The following is a 15786-nucleotide window of genomic DNA, read 5'->3' as shown; positions in this document are numbered from 1 at the left end:
GAGGATAAGGAGGTCTTCCGTTGCCACGCTTAGGGTAATAGGGCTCGATTACGGCCTCTAAGCGTTTCCATGGAATCAGAACCTCCATTCTTTCAAGAAAAATTTCCCTACGAGTTCTGCGTCGCTTCTGGCTGAATTCACTGTCGGAAAAAGAGAGTTGTTGGTCCATGACTACCTCTGATCAAGCTGCTGAGATTATTATCTCATGATCAGGGACTTATTCGCAGGTTCCCTAGCTGAGGATGCCTTTAGCAATGTTCAAGTGTTTATGTTCTAAGTTAAGCTTGATGCCATTATTGGGAGAAAAACCGTAGTGCTCGGCAAGTGCAGTGACTAATACGTAAGTGTAGAACTCTCCAATCTTGGTATTACCGCTAAATTTATCCGCTACTTTTAATATTTCTTGTTTGTGTTCAGATAGCTTTTGGCCTGATTTTTCGAACTTCTGATAGTCGTAGAAGTCGCTTGACATCCAGGCAACAATGATCGAGTTCCCTACAGCTGTTGGTGCAAAAATACCAATGATGTTAGAGGCAACAGAGTAAAAATCTCGGCGGAGGGTCTTGTATAACTCATCCCAGGGAGCATCCGAGGAAGCAAGGTTATTCTTCATGCTTTTGAGGGCTCCGAGTGTACCCAGGATACCGTTGATTTTGGAAGCAATACCATTGACAGAAGCTCCAAGGGAAGCCAAAGAAGCATCTATATTGTCCAGCCTATCTCGTTTCAGTGCACGATTCTTAGCTATTTTTTTATCTACATTTTTAACAAGATTATCAGTAGAGCATTGCCTTTTATATTCTACAGTCAGGACACCAAAATTGCTTTTCACTTGCTTGAGTCGTTCAAGCTCATCTTTTGGTGTTTTCGAGGATAAATAGTTCTCTATAAAGGAATGAATAGCCAGAATGCAGCTTACTTCATTGTTAAAGCTGTCCCAGTATGCTTGACCTGTGGCTGAGAGGTCACGGCCAGCGACATAATGATTTGCAGTATCCTTTTTAATCACTTTGCCCCAGGCGTCATAACCAGTAGAACAAAACTTTGCCAGTTCTTTTACTTTTTGAGGGGTGAAAATCATTGCACTCATGTTGAATCCATTTACTGAGTATGATGATGGCTCGATTGTATATGAAAAGTGCTCAGATTCTTCAGATGAAGTTATGTAAAGGAAGGTAAAAAATTACAGAGGGAGTCAATGCTTAGAATTTTAAGAGAGTGTTCCCTCAAGTCGAATTAGCCAACTCTAAGTGTTAGGGAAGACCTCAGGACTTGCAACGACTTGAAAGATCATTGCATGTCTCAGAGCAGATTTTGACGTTTTGAAAATCATAGTCACTAGTGAGTATTCATTAGTCTGCCTGATGAGGTTGCATCAACAAATCAGAAATAGCCTGAATAATCGTATGGAGATAAATATCGTGGCTGACTTGCGCACTCACTTCCTTGTACCTGGCCAGGCCGTGAATCAGCAGACTGTCGAAGAGCGGACTGCAGGCTATCATTTTCTCAACGGGCTTGTCGGTGGGTAAAAGAGGACGAATCAGGGTCATGATACGGATTTTTTCTTCCATGTACTCTGGTCGTTGTGTTCTTAGTTCGCGGTATTGTTTTGAGACCATCAGCTGGCTATGAAGCTGAATGAATTCTTCACCACCGTCCGGGTTTTCCAGCTGGGCTGCCATGGGGACGACAATGGCTTTGATGACATCATAGAGTTGATAGGAGTCCTGATGATCCAGCTCATTCAGCATTTTGGTACGAAGCTGGGCAACGGTTTCAGAATGTTTGTTCAGTACAGCGTTTATCAAGCCGGCTTTGTCTTTAAAGTGATACTGCAAGGCACTTCGGTTTTTCAGGCCTGATGCCTTAAATACATCGAACAAGGTGGTGCTTTCTACACCTTTTTCGGCAAACAACTTTTCTGCCGTATTTATCAGCAGGCTTCGGGTGGCAATAGTGTCCTTGCGCAATGGGTTCACCTTATCAAGCAGCCATGAATGGAAGTTGCCGCCTTTTATCGAAAAATAAAATAGACTCAGAACCTTCAGATGGGCCTTTTTATATCAGCTGTGGCGGAATTTGTCAGTCCAAACAGGCGGGAAAGTACCTGAACATCAACTGCGAGCTATTTTAAACTACAAAGGACGTATTAAACAGCTCTCGGATTCAGTCATGCAGGTTAACAGGGAACCTCTTGCCAGAAAGCTTCCTACTCAGTTGCGGTCGAAAAGAATTGTCGAGGCCATTGTCCAGGCTTGTCGAAAAATTCTGAGAGAAGAAGGGCCGGAAGCCCTGAATACTAACTATATTGCCGAAGTAGCCGGGGTGAATATTGCGTCGTTATATCGCTGGTTTGAAAATAAAGAAAGTGTGGTGGCCCATACCTTCGAAGTGATGGTGTCCGAAGAGATTGAAGGGCTCATGCCGCTTTTTGAAGAGCTGAATAAAAAGATAACACCGGATGAAGCAATCACGGTGATTATCGATATTTTGTTGACAGCTCAGCGTCGCTTTATGACCCTGCACCGGTATTTTTACCAGACGCATCAGGCTGATTTTTATGTGGGCAGCAGACCATTTATCGATGGTAGTCAGTCCTGGATGCAGGCCGCCAGTGGCTGGATCAGTATTATGATCAGTGAAAGTCATCCCGACTGGGCAACAGATGAGTGTGACTTCAAGGCTTTCATTATAACCCGGGCTATCGAAGGCATCATGCTGGCTGCTGTGACCGACAATCCGGACATTCTTGATCAGGACTATTTTCGGGAAGAATTGATCAGTCTGGCGAAACTCTATCTATTAAAGGCTAATCGTTTGAGCTTATAAGATAGGGCTTTTTGCTGAGGCGAGTAGCTTAATCGGGCTTGCAACAGATTCCTGCTGGGAATATATTTGCGGCTACAACAAAAATAAAAATCAAGAATGGATAAGGAAGTTGTATATGACTCTCCGGAATAGCAGGGTTCAAAGGAGAACGCGCTTTCACCGCTTTCTTGCGATGCTTACCTTTACTTTTTCCTCTTTCAGCTGGTCTATCAGCCACACTGATGTAGCTCTACTGGGTTTGATGATCGACAGCTATCGAATCAAGATTGAGGCATGGTCTTCCATCGACGTTTACTCTGATACAGGCCCTAATATTGATATTTATCCGGTTGAGCTGTCTATGCAGCAACGCTTGTTTAATGTTGATGACCCTGAAGAAATTCTTCTGAATGCCAAAGATCAGGTTCAGGAAGCCGCTCAGGATTTTGCTTTGAACTGGCAGAAAGAAGGGGTACCAGACTGGACTTACGGCGAACGGCTGGAAGGTTCAGTGTCAACTTTGAACGACTTGATTAATGACCGAATGAGTGCTGAAACAGAAGCAGAAATTAGAGCCAGACAGCTGGAATTATTGCTTCAAATAACGTCTATCTATGTGTTTATGGGTAATGAAGTGGCCACCACCTATGACATTACCAAAGATCTGAATGTTCAAGAGATGGTGGCAGAGCTGAACGAGTCTATCAGGGTGACTCCTGTAGCGGATCACTCCTTTGCTGCAAAGTGGCGGTATATCAAGCCGGTTATTTTGAAAATGGACTTCAGGGCCCCCGAACTTGTTAAACGACACGCGCTTTCTATGGCGGTTATTTTGCAACGCTCTCTGGACAGCTGACTCACTCATTCCTCAATAATGACAGATCTGTATACAGGTCTGTCACATCAATGATTTCCCTCCTGATACACGTTGTTTTTCGACCTGGACAAACAATCAGAAATTAACATTATCTTACAAAAAGCATTCAAGACTCCTACGATAGCAGGTATGATGCACGTGAAATCAGGCACGAAAGTCTGAATTCAGGAGGCTTGGCAGTGTTGTTTTGACTCGTCTCCTGACCGGCGGCACCCCGGATGATACGAACAACAATAAGACGAGGAACCCTCCATGGAAGTAGCTTTTTGGGATGGCAAACGCGCACCTGGAATTTCTGACGATATCGACCTGAGAGCCTACTGTAATCTTGGGGAAGTGATTGCAGATGCGGTGGAAAGGCATGGAGACAAACCCGCATTTACTGGCTTGGGATTAACGCTCAGCTTTAAGGATGTAGACAGACTGAGTGATCATTTTGCAGCTTATCTTCAAAATCACACTGGCCTGAAACCCGGCGATCGGATCGCTATTCAGATGCCTAATATACTGCAGTATCCCGTGGTGGCATTTGGTGCTATCAAGGCCGGGCTGGTCATAGTTAATACCAACCCCCTGTACACTGCCAGAGAGATCAGACACCAGTTTAATGATTCGGGAGCTAAAGCTCTGATTTGCGTCAATATTGTCGGTCACCTGATTGAAGAGGTGCTTTCTGAGACGGGTATCGAGCATCTGATTGTCACGGATCTGGGAGATCTACTGCCCTGGCCTAAACGTCCATTGATTAATTTTGCCATCAAACGCATAAAGAAGATGGTTCCTCCTTATAGCCTGCCATCTGCTGTTTCCTTCAGAAAGGCTATGTCTCTTGGACAGCAAGAGACATATAGACCTCCCAAGCCTGCAAAACGTGATGATCTGGCAGCCCTTCAGTACACCGGAGGTACTACAGGTGTGGCAAAAGGCGCTATGTTGACGCACGGCAACCTTGTCAGCAATGTCCTGCAAACTGCTGAGCAGAGAAGGCAGGTCAATGCAGACGGTAGCCCGGTTTCCAATCCTGAAGGCGACATCGTAGTGGCGCCACTGCCTCTCTACCATATTTATGCTTTCACGGTTCACCTGCTGTCTTACTTCTCATTGGGTGGTCATAGCCTGTTTATTGCCAACCCCCGTGATATTGATACTTTCATCAAGACCATTGAGCCCTGGCGAGTAAATACCTTTATTGGTCTCAACACCCTGTTTGTTGGACTGATGAATCACCCTGAATTCAAGAATATTGACTTTTCAGACCTGAGAGTAACTAACTCAGGTGGTACAGCTCTTCAACAAGCAACTGCTGATCGCTGGCTTGAGATGACAGGCTGTCGTATTGGTGAAGGTTATGGTTTGTCCGAAACCTCTCCGGTACTGACAGTGAATCCGGCGGGTGATTTTGTTCAGGATGGCTCGGTCGGTATTGCTGTGCAGGGTACGGCACTGAAGGTCATTGATGATGAAGGCAATGAGTTACCTTTTGGTGAGGCAGGAGAGCTTTGTGCAAAAGGTCCTCAGGTCATGGCGGGGTATTGGCAGCGTCCTGAAGCCACTGCAGAAGTGCTGGATGACGAAGGCTGGTTCAGAACAGGTGATATCGCCATTATTCAGGAAGATGGCTATGTTCGCATTGTTGATCGTCTCAAAGACATGGTTCTGGTATCCGGCTTTAATGTCTATCCCAATGAGATTGAAGACGTCGTCTCAAGGCATGAAAAAGTACAAAACTGTGCAGCAATAGGCATTCCTGATGAGAAGACTGGGGAGGCGGTAAAACTGTTCGTCATTCCTCAGGATCAAAATGTTACGGAGTCCGAGCTGCAAGAATATTGTCGTAAGAATATGACTGCTTACAAGGTGCCGAAACAGGTTGTCTTCAGAGAGGAACTTCCTATGACCCCGGTAGGTAAAGTCTTGAGAAAAGATTTGAGAGCAGAAGAGCTGAAGAAATTAGAAACGGCTTGATTGCTCACCCTGGATTTTATCAGTATCACAAGGCTGCTTCAGGCAGTCTTGCGATCTCTGTTATGTTGCCGTGTTGGTTCTTCTGCTGACACGAAAATATACCAACATCTCTTCTTTAGTTCATAGTTAGAGTTATTTTAAAGAAGATCATCAAGAGTCATTATCTCTGTTTTTTACAGGTTTTCAGATTAATTTAGCTTGATTAACTTTGTTGAATAGAAACATTCTGTCGTTTTTATAAAAATAATAACAGGTTGATCTGGTTCGTGATCAAAAGAAAATAGATAGAATGAATGAAGGTTTTTATTCTGTTTAACGCAACGGAATAAAGTCAATATTCTTGAATGATTGTTCATCTATTCAGCAGCTATTCTTTACACCATGACTTTTTCAGGGTGGCAAGGAATGATCTTCAGGCAGATATTCGAATCAGAGACTCATACATACAGTTATCTTTTGGGTGATGAAGCTACAGGTGGAGCGATTCTGATTGACCCGGTTAAAAGCATGGTTGATCAATATATTCAGCTGCTGAATGAGCTTGATCTTGCTTTGAAGATTTCAGTTGATACTCACTTGCATGCAGATCATATTACTGGCTCGGGATTGCTGAAGAAGAATACCGGCTGTGCGATTTATCAAGGTGAGCCTTCACGATCCAAAGGGGTTAGTCATACGTTTGAGGATGGAGATACCCTCTCTATTGGAGAAGTCGAACTGAAGGCAATCTACACACCGGGTCATACCGATGATTCTTACTGCTTTTTAGTTGAACAAACGAGGCCATACTTACTTTTTACTGGGGATACCTTACTGATTCGTGGTACCGGTCGTACTGACTTTCAAAATGGGTCATCCCGACAACAGTATGAAAGCCTTTTTTTAAAGCTACTGGCCATGCCTGAGAGTACGAAAGTATTCCCCGGTCACGACTACCATGGGATGACAATGAGTACGATCAAGGAAGAGAAGCAGTTTAACCCAAGGTTACAGATTAAAGGTTGCAAGGAGTATGAAGTTCTGATGTCGTCGTTGAATCTATCCAGGCCGAGGTTTATGGATGAAGCAATTCCAGCAAATCTCAACTGTGGCAGTGAACCTTGATAAATACTGATGGCCAAAATTCTAGGTTTTCCTGTAGCCGACTGTTATAGATTGTTCTCCCATTAATTTTTTAGTTGATAAGTTCTGAAACAATTTTTAGTTATAAGGCTATCGACTTAAGATATATGGCTTACTTTGAATGGGCGTATGATTCATTTTTGATAAAGATGTTTCTTTTTTACATGTGACTTTTACTTAAGTGAAGTGGTAAAAGCTAAGAATGTTGATCGAAAAGATATTTTTATTGTTGAATTAATTGTTCTTTTGTTTCCTGATCAAGTTTTGTGTACGACACTGTTTACAGTCAGTCATTGCAATGGTACTTTTGGCGCTTGCCAAATAATGCCTATCCTGGTTTTTCTAATGAACATTTTTGAAGAGTCCCTGAATATCCTGAAATCAAAAGTACAGTTGCGTAAACTGTTTCAGGATATGCATGTTGAAGATATACAGAACGTTATCAAGCGCGTAGAAGCAATTCATGAAGAAAAACTGCGCGAACATAACGAACTTAAGGAACAAGAAGGTCTTAAAAGAGAAGCTGTTGAAAGTATTCTCGGTCAGCTTCAGGAAAAAGGTCTGACGCTTGAAGATCTTCAAGCGACCGCTACCGTTGAAAAAGTAAGAAAAGGAAAGCCTAGACAGCGCTATCAATTCCAATATGAGAAAGAAGACGGCACAGTGGTTGACTGGGAAGGTGCTACTACAGGTCGTATTCCAGCAGAATTTACTGAATACCTGACTCGGACAGGAAAAGAGCGCAAGGACTGTATTATTGCGGAGCTCTAATCAGTATTCGTCAGGGAAGCGGTATCGCTGTATCTGACAGACAGCCAGGAAGTCAAATAAAAAGCCCCGGATGAATCCCGGGGTTTTTTATTTTTACCAGAGCTTTCAGCTTTGATTAATATCCAAAGCCTTTATAAGACTGGTGATCACAGACGCTGCTTGATCATCTCTTTCAAAGCGGCTTCTTCTGTGTATCCCCTTAACACTTCGTCAGGGAAAACCAGAGCCGGTGTGCCTCGAATACCCAGATCCTGGGCCAGACGAAGATTCTCATTGATTTGCTTGCTGACAGACTCATCCACTTTCAGTTTCTCGGAGTCGACGCCTTCAGCCTTCAGAGCGGCCTTGATAGAGCCACTGGAGTGACGTCCAGGCTTGGACATCAGGCGCTGGTTAACGGACAGGTATTTCTCTTTATCCTGCTTGAAGGTAGCCAGAGCCATCTCTGCCGCTTCGCGGGATTCAGGGCCAAGAATCGGGAGTTCCTTGACCACGATTTTTACGTTGGGGTTTTCTTCAACGATTTTTTTGAGAACAGGATCCTGACGTTTGCAGTAACCACAGTTGTAATCACCAAAGTAAGCAATAGTCAGTTTAGCTTTGGGGTTACCGATGACAGGGTTTTCAGGGTTCTCAAAGAGATCCTTATGACGGGCAGTCAGCATTTGCTTGTCAGCGTTCTGCTGAGCCGCTACTTCCTGTTTTCTCAGCTCATTCATGGCTTCTACCAGAATGTCCGGATTTTCCACCAGAGTCTTGCGAACCAGCTCTCTGACTTCCTGCTTCTGCTGATCATCCAGCGTAGCTGCCTGGAGGTTGAACGAGCCCATTAATAAGGTAGTGGTAAGAATTAGAGTTTTTTTCATCGTGCTCATCTGTGAGTCAGTAATAAGTTCCCTGAGTTGTAGCCTGGAATCTCAGGATGGTGCGAATCGGGTTTAATGATAGGGTGATATCCAATAACAATGGCTGTCACTTTGTCATGATTCATTGGCAATGGCAAAGAGTAATAGCCTGTTGTGTCGGGCTCTAGACGGTTAAGCCGTAACTTACCAAACGATTACAGTCTATTGGGATTTTAAGTATTGACACTTAAAGGGTTGTTGATAGTTATAAAGCGCTGTTTTTTTGAAGGAAGGGCTTTAATCTCCCCCTTTTCAGGGAGAGATTAAAGAGAGAAAAGCGGTGTTCAATCAGTTGCGTTGCTTGATCATTTCTTTCAGAGCGGATTCGGCGGTGTATCCTCTGAGCATTTCATCCGGGAAGACAATAGCGGGTGTACCTCTTAATCCCAGTTCCTGGAACAGTTTCAGGTTATCATTGATCTGTTTGGAAACCGCCGTGTTGATATCCAGCTTGTCAACGTCAATCCCTTCTGCTTTAAATGCCGCTTTAATCGACCTGCTATCGTGCTTGCCGGGTTTGGACATCAGACGGTGACCGATAGCCGTGTATTTGCTCTTTTGCTGATTGTAGGTGGCCAGAGAATACTGGGTCGCTTCAGTAGAGGCTGGGCCAAGGATAGGTGTTTCCTTGATAACAATCTTAATGTTTGGGTATTCTTCGGCAATTTTTCTCAGAATTGGATCCTGACGTTTGCAGTACTGGCAGTTGTAATCCGTAAAGTAAGCAATGGTCAGTTTGGCGTTAGGGTTGCCAATAACAGGATTGTCTTTGTTTTCAAAAAGAGCCTTGCTATGGGCTGAGAGAATCTGCTGATCTGATTGCTGCTGGGCAGCCATCTCTTTCTTTCTCAACTCATTCATAGCTTCCACCAGAATGTCTGGGTTCTCTACCAGAGTCTTGCGAACCAGCTCCTTTACTTCCTGTTTCTGGGTATCGTCCAGTGTGGCTGCGTTGAGGTTGAAAGAGCCCAGCATCAGAGCTGAAGTCAGAGTCAATGTCAGTGTTTTCTTCATCATGTACTTCTATGAGTCAGGGGCAAAAGAGCCTCTGCCAAAAAGACAGAGGGCTCTGGCCGGAATCAATGAAAAAGGGCTGATTTTCGCAGTCTTTTCATTACGGTTTAGAGGACGCCTGCTGGATCGCTGCAGTCACTGTTTCATGGTCAAGAATCACAGGCAGTGGCAAGCCTTGAGGAGCTCCCGGACCGTAAACAATATTGAAAGGCACACCAAAGCGGCCGTTCTTCTGCAGGTAAGCATTGATGGCTTCAGAGGGGCGAGTCCAGTCACCTTTCATCAGAACAATATGGTCTTCCTGAAGCTTGCTGTTGGTTGGATCGCGGTCAATGACTCTGATCTTGTTAGCTTTACAGGTAATGCACCAGTCAGCAGTTACATCGACAAAGACGGTCTTCCCTTCAGCTACCAGACTGGCAATTTCACCTTCATTCAGAGGCTGCCACGACAGGTTGTCAGACGTTTTCTGTGCCGGTGTAAACATGCCAGCGGACCAGGCCCCAAAGAGGACAATGGCCAGAGACAGAAACAAAGCGGGTAAAAGCAGCAGGCCTTTTCCTGATTGGGGCATCAGGCTGATCAGCAAACGGTGCAGAATCAACAGTGTCGGAATCAGAGCTATAACCAGCAATAGATAGACAGGCAGGAATGCCTGAAGCAGACTGATCAGCCACAGGGTCGTAGCCAGTAGCATCAATGCCAGAATACGACGAAGGTTGATCATCCACTGGCCAGGTTTTGGCATCCACTTCAGCAAGGAAGGTCTTGCAGCAATCAGCAGGTAAGGTAGAGCCAGGCCAATGCCCAGAGCGGTGAATATTGCAAACAGATTGAAGCTGTTTGTTGACAGGGCAAAGGCTACAGCGGTTCCCAGAAAAGGTGCTGAGCAGGGGGTGGCCAGAAGTGTGGCAAACATGCCCTGCACAAAGTGGCCTGCGGTGCTATTGTCACCTGCTGTGGCCAGTTTGGTGGACATGAAAGAGGGCAGGCGAATCTCAAACAGGTCCATCAGGTTGGCAGCGAAAAGCGCAGTGACGACCACCATAAAACCGATAAACCAGGGGTTCTGAAACTGGATTCCCCAACCAATACTGCTGCCCGTGAGTTTGAGTACCCAGAGGAAGGCGGCCAGTAGCCAGAAGGAGAATACAATACCCGCTGCAGAGCTGAGGAACTGTTTTCGAGTCAGGGTGGCTTTTTGCCCAGAGGCGTGGAGAACAGAAGACAGTTTCATACCCAGTACTGGCAGGACACAAGGCATAAGGTTCAGAATCAGGCCTCCCAGCAGGGCAAGACCCAGAAGCACAATCAGGCTGGCAGACGATTGGCTGCCTCCCAGTGCTTTGGCAGAGCCCATCTCTACGGGTAATGATTTCTCCTGGGCACTGTCACCATTGAGCAGAGTCACTGTCACCGACTCACCTGAAAGGTTGTACTCACCCAGCCAGCTACTGGCTTCCATAACAGCCTGAAGCTGATTGCCTTCTACTGTGATCTCAGGAACACTGAATGTGATGTCTTCCTGACCATCAAGAATGATATCAGCATCTTTTTCCCAGCCTGTTTCGGAGCTGGCCATCACAACGACTTTATTATTGGCTTTGTCCCAAAGTACCGACTCTGTGCTGAGACCGGTATCTGGCATATAGGTGGGAACCTGGGAAAGAGCGCGATCAATCAGAAAAGAGGCTTCGGGGTCCGTTTGCAGTTCAGATGGCGTAAAGTCGAGTTGAATGTTGTAGTCAGTCAATACACAGATGGTGGTGCAAGACGACAATTGAAGCTTGGCGTTAATCGATACGGGGTCATCCAGATTTTCCACTTTGATCATCAGCGGAAACACTGTTCCGTTTTTGTAGCCAAAAGTATGCAGCCCCAGCATTTCAATACGATCGGGAATAGGCCATAGCCACTCGACATTTTTGATGTTGCTGCTGCCAGACTGCTCATCCAGGCGCCAGTTAACCTCTGGAGGAATACCCGCTTCTCCCGGGGAGCGCCAGTATGTTTTCCATTCACCTGACAATTCAACTTCAAGAGCTGCAGAAAGCTCATGGGTATCGGGATTGGCTTCTCCAGAGAAATGCAGTCTGACCCTGGCTTCTGGTTGCTGAGGGTTAACCAGCCAGTCTGTAGACAAGGCATATGCAGGTTGGTTCAGCAGCGAAAGTAATAGAACCAGGCAAAGGGCAATAAACGACAGTAAGTTGAACTGCCTGTTACTCCCTGATGCTGCTGAAGCAATGCTGGTGAATGAGTGCTGATTAAGCGATCGTATGTTCATGTATATCCCGATAAATTCAGGCAAACCGTTAAAGTCGAGTGGTGCCATGGATTAGAAAAATGCCTGAAAGCATCCATCTGCCTCTCGACTTTGCCGAACTTCTGCCTGAAAAAGCAATGTCAGGGTAAAAAATAGGGCCATTGAATGGTTGTTTATGTCCATTCTCAGAGGGGGATACGCTGGGTATGAGTGTTTGGATTCAAAAAAAATGACTCTCCCCCAAAAAAAATGACTATTTTCTTATTCTTACCCTTTTCTTCGACAGCTTAAATTTAAAACACCCGCTCTCCAATAGTCATAAGTACTCCGTTCTGGTCAAATTTTTTGAGTCCGGGTTTTACATATTTGAATATTGCCTGGTGGGAGTATTAATGTGAAATTCACCCATTGAAACTGGGCTTTAATGTGGCGGTCACTTATTCATGGAATGAAGGTGGATATGTATTTTTTCAACAAAATAACTGATCAACACTCTGAATTAGCTGTGGATAAGTTCTGAAACCCCCGAAATAATAGGCTTTTCATGTCCTGATTAAAAAGTGATCAGTTGGTTCGAGGGTTGAAGCTAAAGGGCTGCAGGCTATGAGTATATGTACGGACTCTGTTGTTTGTTATAGAGCTGGAATCTGTGCATAACTGGGTTAAGCGAGTGTTAAACTTCGTTTAAGGATGTGTGGTTCTTGGTGATTATTGAAGGTTGGTGTAAGAATCTTTACAAGATAGAGGCTCCGTTGGAAGCTTCACAAACATAAAGAGCGGCTTCAAGACCTGTTCTTTCATAATAATGTCTGTGCATTGCCTCCCTGACAGCTTCAATTTTATCCATAGGAAGGATCGCAATGGCACTGTTGCCGATATTGCCTCCCATCATTCTCACGCCTCCACTTTCACCAACGACCTCCTGGACAATCTCTACTACGGCATTTATGGCTGGCACATTAAGTCCAAAGTCATCACGCATCGCTTCATGAGCTTGCATCATGAGTTGACTCAGGCGTTTAAAATCTCCAGAAGACAGGGCTGTGGCAGTCTCACGAGTTCTCTGGTTTTCAGAAATGACATAATGGGCCCGGCGATAGGCTGTATGCTCAAGTTGTTTCCTGTTCTCTTCAAGATGTTCCAGAGAAATATCGCCCATGGCTTTCACACCAAAATGCCGGGCGACCATTTCACAGTGGTGATGCCGATTGTTGTATTCGTTATTAATCAGTACTCGCTTTTTGTTGGGGTCAATGGCCAGAAGGGCTATGTCTTTGGGGATCGTGATCTGCTGACTTTCAAGACTTCTGCAGTCAAGGAGCATGGCATGGTTTCTTGCTCCATTTGCCGAGACCATCTGATCCATAATACTGCAGTTGACGCCTACGTAGTCGGCTTCTGCTTCCTGACTGATCAGGGCAAGATCTTTGGGTTTGAGGTCATAGCCAGATATTTGAGTCAGTGCCAGAGCCACCACAACTTCAAGGCTGGCTGATGAGCCAAGACCTTCCGTCATGGGAATGTTGCCCAGAATGGCGATATTGGCCCCCTTTATAACAAAGCCACGGTCCAGCAGTTTGGTTGAAACTCCTTTGAGATAGTTGCTCCAGGTTTTCTGGACACTGGCAGTAATAGGGATGCTTAACTCAAAATCTGTCACCTCTCCCTTATAGTTTCCGCTGGTGACAACTATCTTATTGTCTCCTCGAGGGGTTGCTGCCAACAGTGTCTGGTAATTGATGGCGCAGGGTAGAACAAACCCCTGATTGTAGTGGGCAGGCTCTCCCATCAGATTGATTCGGGCCGGAGCCTGGAAATAGTAGTCGGGTTTGCTGCCAAACTTCTCTTCAAACAGGTGGGTCAGATCCTGCTTTAAGCTTTCCATTATGAACTCCGGACTGATTCTAAAGCGGTTATTGGATGGTAGATGTTGCTATTGGACTTACAGTGTCATGGTAACTAATCGTGGCCCTGAGCCTTGAGTTTCTGATAAAGCCAACCACTGTCGTCAAGGTCCGGGCTAAGGCCCACCATACTGGTGGTAGAGCCACCTCCCCACATGACGGCGAAAACATGACTCTGGACCAGTTTATCCCAATGGCTTTTGTGCCAGGTGTAAACACTGTTATTACAGGACTCTGTGTCACCTTTAGCCGGGCATGTCATGAGATATTGTGGAACACTGGGGTTGGCGATATTGTAGTCGAGTTGAGGGTTCTTGAATTGCGTGTTCATGATGTAAGGCTGAACGTTGCTCAACTCAGGTTCAATAGCGGTATCCCCAAGAATATAATCAGGGGCTGTGGAGCCATGGTTCTGGCGTTGGTCGAGATCTCCGGTCACCTGCATATGGCCTCCAGGTATTTGGAAGAGCATGACAGGCAAAGGGCTAAAGGCTTCACTGACACCCCGGACAAAATCAAAGTAAATCTCCCAGGCGGGAGCGTTGTACAAGTAGCCGTTGTTGATGCCAGCTCCTTCCAGACCAGCATCCCAGCAATCTCTTTCCCACTTGTCGAACGCTATGAAATCAGGACGGTATGGATTCCCGGTTTGAAAGACATTCAGGCTGGAGAGGTAGGTCACTTCATCACGAATGTGCTGCTTCAGAATAGTTTCGGCTGGCATTTCGGTAGCGGCCCGGTGTATCCAGCGATGGCCAATAGCATCGCCAGCCCAAATGTTATCCTGCCATCCCAGAGGGGTGCTGGGGGACAATGTTTTCAGCAGCCAGTTGATGGCATTGATATAGGTACCAAAACTGGCTTCGTTGGTATTGAAAACATCTGGAATGACAGGCGGGGTTGCCATAAATCCATCATTCTGCAGTTCCATGAAAGCTTTGTTTAGAGCATTCACCAGCGGGATTTTCAGAGACTTGTAAGGAATAGGGCAGTACTGGGGCTGACAGCTTTTATGAACCTCACCGAGAAGGTCCGGGTTCAATATAAAGGTAGCCGGTACAGGGTGGTCGTCGTCTTTATTTTGCTCGCTGACCTGAGCGATACGGCTGATGTTATAGAAGCGAGTCCACAGGTTATCCGGATAATCCGGATTCTGATCCAGATCGATCAGAATGGCATCATCACTGCTGCTGCCCCCGGCAGTATAAACAACTACGACAGGCATAACCTTGCTGCCACTGCCATAGCTGACTTCCAGGCTTCGAGCCTGCTTTATGAGGTTGATGGTTTTGAAGGGGTCAGAGATTTTCTTGATATTGTAGCTGTCATTGCCTCCACCTACAGCGTAAGTAAATACTGACTTTACTGGCCGCTCTTTAAGCGTCTTGAAATTGAATTCTTCTGCTGCGGAACTTGCGTTGGATACTGAGCCACTGGTGATGCTGCCACTGGACCAGCCAGGAACAGCAGCCGTTGAGGTTTGGCAGAGCAAGAGGGAAGAGGCAAGGATTACGGTAGGCAGGAGTCGTCTGGTCATGGAGACCTCTGAGTACATCGGAATACTGCTCACAGTTTATACGATTCCCGTTAAGCTGCCGCGATATGCTCATAATAGGCTGCATCATCAGTGTTAAAGTTGCATAGAGGTGCCAAGCTTTATTGTGCCTGGAAGTATCAGATGCTAGCGGTAGCACCTTGTGTCGCATGGCAGATATAGATGTCCGCGTTCAATCCGGTTTTCTGTTCATATTGAGTCGCAATGGCAGTTTTGATCATGTCAACAAAACTCACAGGAACCAAAGCTACAACGCAACCGCCAAAGCCTCCTCCGGTCATACGAACACCTCCCTGGTTGCCAATAACCTCTTTGACAATAGCTACAAGAGTGTCGATTTCCGGAACAGTGATTTCGAAGTCATCTCTCATGGATGCATGAGACTCAGCCATTAGTTTTCCCATTTGTTTCAAGTCGCCTTTGGGAAGGGCTTCAGCAGCCGCCAGAGTTCGAAGGTTCTCAGTGATGACATGGCGAGCTCGACGAAAGTCTCTTTCATTCAGAAGGTGCTTTTGAGTATCCAGCTCCTCAAGTGAAATATCTCTTAATGCTTTTCTGCCAAAGTGCTTTGCTACCTGTTCACACTGGTATCGGCG

At 45.7% G+C, this 15786-nt stretch carries 14 protein-coding genes; 5 read left to right on the top strand and 9 right to left on the bottom strand.

Annotated elements, in window-relative coordinates; all coding sequences use genetic code 11:
• The 3 genes from WG89_RS32220 to WG89_RS18160 form a co-directional block, all read right to left on the bottom strand.
• The coding region (locus WG89_RS32220; protein WP_062260605.1) for a transposase at window positions 1-169 on the bottom strand (169 nt) is incomplete at its 3' end.
• Window positions 170-232: 63 nt separating this feature from the next.
• Window positions 233-1090 carry a hypothetical protein gene (locus WG89_RS18165; protein ID WP_062268551.1) on the bottom strand — a complete coding sequence of 286 codons (858 nt, stop codon included), beginning with the start codon at window positions 1088-1090 and terminating at the stop codon, window positions 233-235.
• 262 nt (window positions 1091-1352) lie between these two features.
• Window positions 1353-1973: a TetR/AcrR family transcriptional regulator gene (locus WG89_RS18160; protein ID WP_062268550.1), complete on the bottom strand. Its 621-nt coding sequence runs from the start codon at window positions 1971-1973 to the stop codon at window positions 1353-1355.
• A 109-nt stretch (window positions 1974-2082) separates the two neighbouring features.
• On the opposite strand from WG89_RS18160, the gene WG89_RS18155 reads away from it, so the two are divergent.
• The 5 genes from WG89_RS18155 (at window position 2083) to WG89_RS18135 (ending at window position 7546) form a co-directional block, all read left to right on the top strand.
• Window positions 2083-2832: a TetR/AcrR family transcriptional regulator gene (locus WG89_RS18155; RefSeq protein ID WP_172806853.1), complete on the top strand. Its 750-nt coding sequence runs from the start codon at window positions 2083-2085 to the stop codon at window positions 2830-2832.
• A 115-nt stretch (window positions 2833-2947) separates the two neighbouring features.
• The gene (locus tag WG89_RS18150) at window positions 2948-3667 is read left to right on the top strand and encodes a hypothetical protein (RefSeq protein WP_153301670.1); all 720 of its coding nucleotides are present in this window, start codon (window positions 2948-2950) and stop codon (window positions 3665-3667) included.
• Between the two features lie 273 nt (window positions 3668-3940).
• Window positions 3941-5653, top strand: a complete 1713-nt coding sequence (locus WG89_RS18145) for an AMP-binding protein (protein ID WP_062268547.1) — start codon at window positions 3941-3943, stop codon at window positions 5651-5653.
• Between the two features lie 405 nt (window positions 5654-6058).
• Window positions 6059-6757, top strand: a complete 699-nt coding sequence (locus WG89_RS18140; RefSeq protein WP_062268546.1) for an MBL fold metallo-hydrolase — start codon at window positions 6059-6061, stop codon at window positions 6755-6757.
• A gap of 363 nt (window positions 6758-7120) precedes the next feature.
• Window positions 7121-7546 (top strand): H-NS family histone-like protein, encoded by a 426-nt coding sequence (locus WG89_RS18135; RefSeq protein ID WP_062268545.1) that lies wholly within the window; start codon window positions 7121-7123, stop codon window positions 7544-7546.
• 146 nt (window positions 7547-7692) lie between these two features.
• Here WG89_RS18135 and WG89_RS18130 read toward each other — a convergent pair whose 3' ends face one another.
• From WG89_RS18130 to WG89_RS18105, 6 genes are all read right to left on the bottom strand, one after another.
• A complete protein-coding gene (locus WG89_RS18130; RefSeq protein WP_062268544.1) occupies window positions 7693-8412 on the bottom strand; it encodes a DsbA family protein in 720 nt (239 codons plus the stop codon).
• Window positions 8413-8739: 327 nt separating this feature from the next.
• Window positions 8740-9468, bottom strand: coding sequence for a DsbA family protein (locus tag WG89_RS18125; protein ID WP_062268543.1), 729 nt, complete (start codon window positions 9466-9468; stop codon window positions 8740-8742).
• Between the two features lie 97 nt (window positions 9469-9565).
• Window positions 9566-11752, bottom strand: a complete 2187-nt coding sequence (locus WG89_RS18120) for a protein-disulfide reductase DsbD family protein (protein ID WP_079253910.1) — start codon at window positions 11750-11752, stop codon at window positions 9566-9568.
• A gap of 712 nt (window positions 11753-12464) precedes the next feature.
• Entirely contained in the window at window positions 12465-13616 is a 1152-nt protein-coding gene (gene galK / locus WG89_RS18115; protein ID WP_062268541.1) for a galactokinase, read from the bottom strand.
• Between the two features lie 74 nt (window positions 13617-13690).
• Window positions 13691-15172: a hypothetical protein gene (locus WG89_RS18110; RefSeq protein WP_062268540.1), complete on the bottom strand. Its 1482-nt coding sequence runs from the start codon at window positions 15170-15172 to the stop codon at window positions 13691-13693.
• 137 nt (window positions 15173-15309) lie between these two features.
• Window positions 15310-15786 (bottom strand): galactokinase (locus tag WG89_RS18105; RefSeq protein ID WP_479686496.1); only part of this gene is annotated, 477 nt, incomplete at its 5' end.

It is taken from the genome of Endozoicomonas arenosclerae (assembly GCF_001562015.1).
In the GTDB taxonomy this organism is placed as follows: domain Bacteria; phylum Pseudomonadota; class Gammaproteobacteria; order Pseudomonadales; family Endozoicomonadaceae; genus Endozoicomonas_A; species Endozoicomonas_A arenosclerae.
This window is presented reverse-complemented; position numbering and strand designations above follow the sequence as displayed.

What these genes read in the sequence shown, in the direction of transcription:
- WG89_RS18165 (WP_062268551.1), bottom strand. Translation starts at nt 1,090, where the DNA reads ATGAGTGCAATGATTTTCACCCCTCAAAAAGTAAAAGAACTGGCAAAG.
- WG89_RS18150 (WP_153301670.1), top strand. Translation starts at nt 2,948, where the DNA reads ATGACTCTCCGGAATAGCAGGGTTCAAAGGAGAACGCGCTTTCACCGC.
- WG89_RS18145 (WP_062268547.1), top strand. Translation starts at nt 3,941, where the DNA reads ATGGAAGTAGCTTTTTGGGATGGCAAACGCGCACCTGGAATTTCTGAC.
- WG89_RS18140 (WP_062268546.1), top strand. Translation starts at nt 6,059, where the DNA reads ATGATCTTCAGGCAGATATTCGAATCAGAGACTCATACATACAGTTAT.
- WG89_RS18135 (WP_062268545.1), top strand. Translation starts at nt 7,121, where the DNA reads ATGAACATTTTTGAAGAGTCCCTGAATATCCTGAAATCAAAAGTACAG.
- WG89_RS18130 (WP_062268544.1), bottom strand. Translation starts at nt 8,412, where the DNA reads ATGAAAAAAACTCTAATTCTTACCACTACCTTATTAATGGGCTCGTTC.
- WG89_RS18125 (WP_062268543.1), bottom strand. Translation starts at nt 9,468, where the DNA reads ATGATGAAGAAAACACTGACATTGACTCTGACTTCAGCTCTGATGCTG.
- WG89_RS18120 (WP_079253910.1), bottom strand. Translation starts at nt 11,752, where the DNA reads ATGAACATACGATCGCTTAATCAGCACTCATTCACCAGCATTGCTTCA.
- galK (WP_062268541.1), bottom strand. Translation starts at nt 13,616, where the DNA reads ATGGAAAGCTTAAAGCAGGATCTGACCCACCTGTTTGAAGAGAAGTTT.
- WG89_RS18110 (WP_062268540.1), bottom strand. Translation starts at nt 15,172, where the DNA reads ATGACCAGACGACTCCTGCCTACCGTAATCCTTGCCTCTTCCCTCTTG.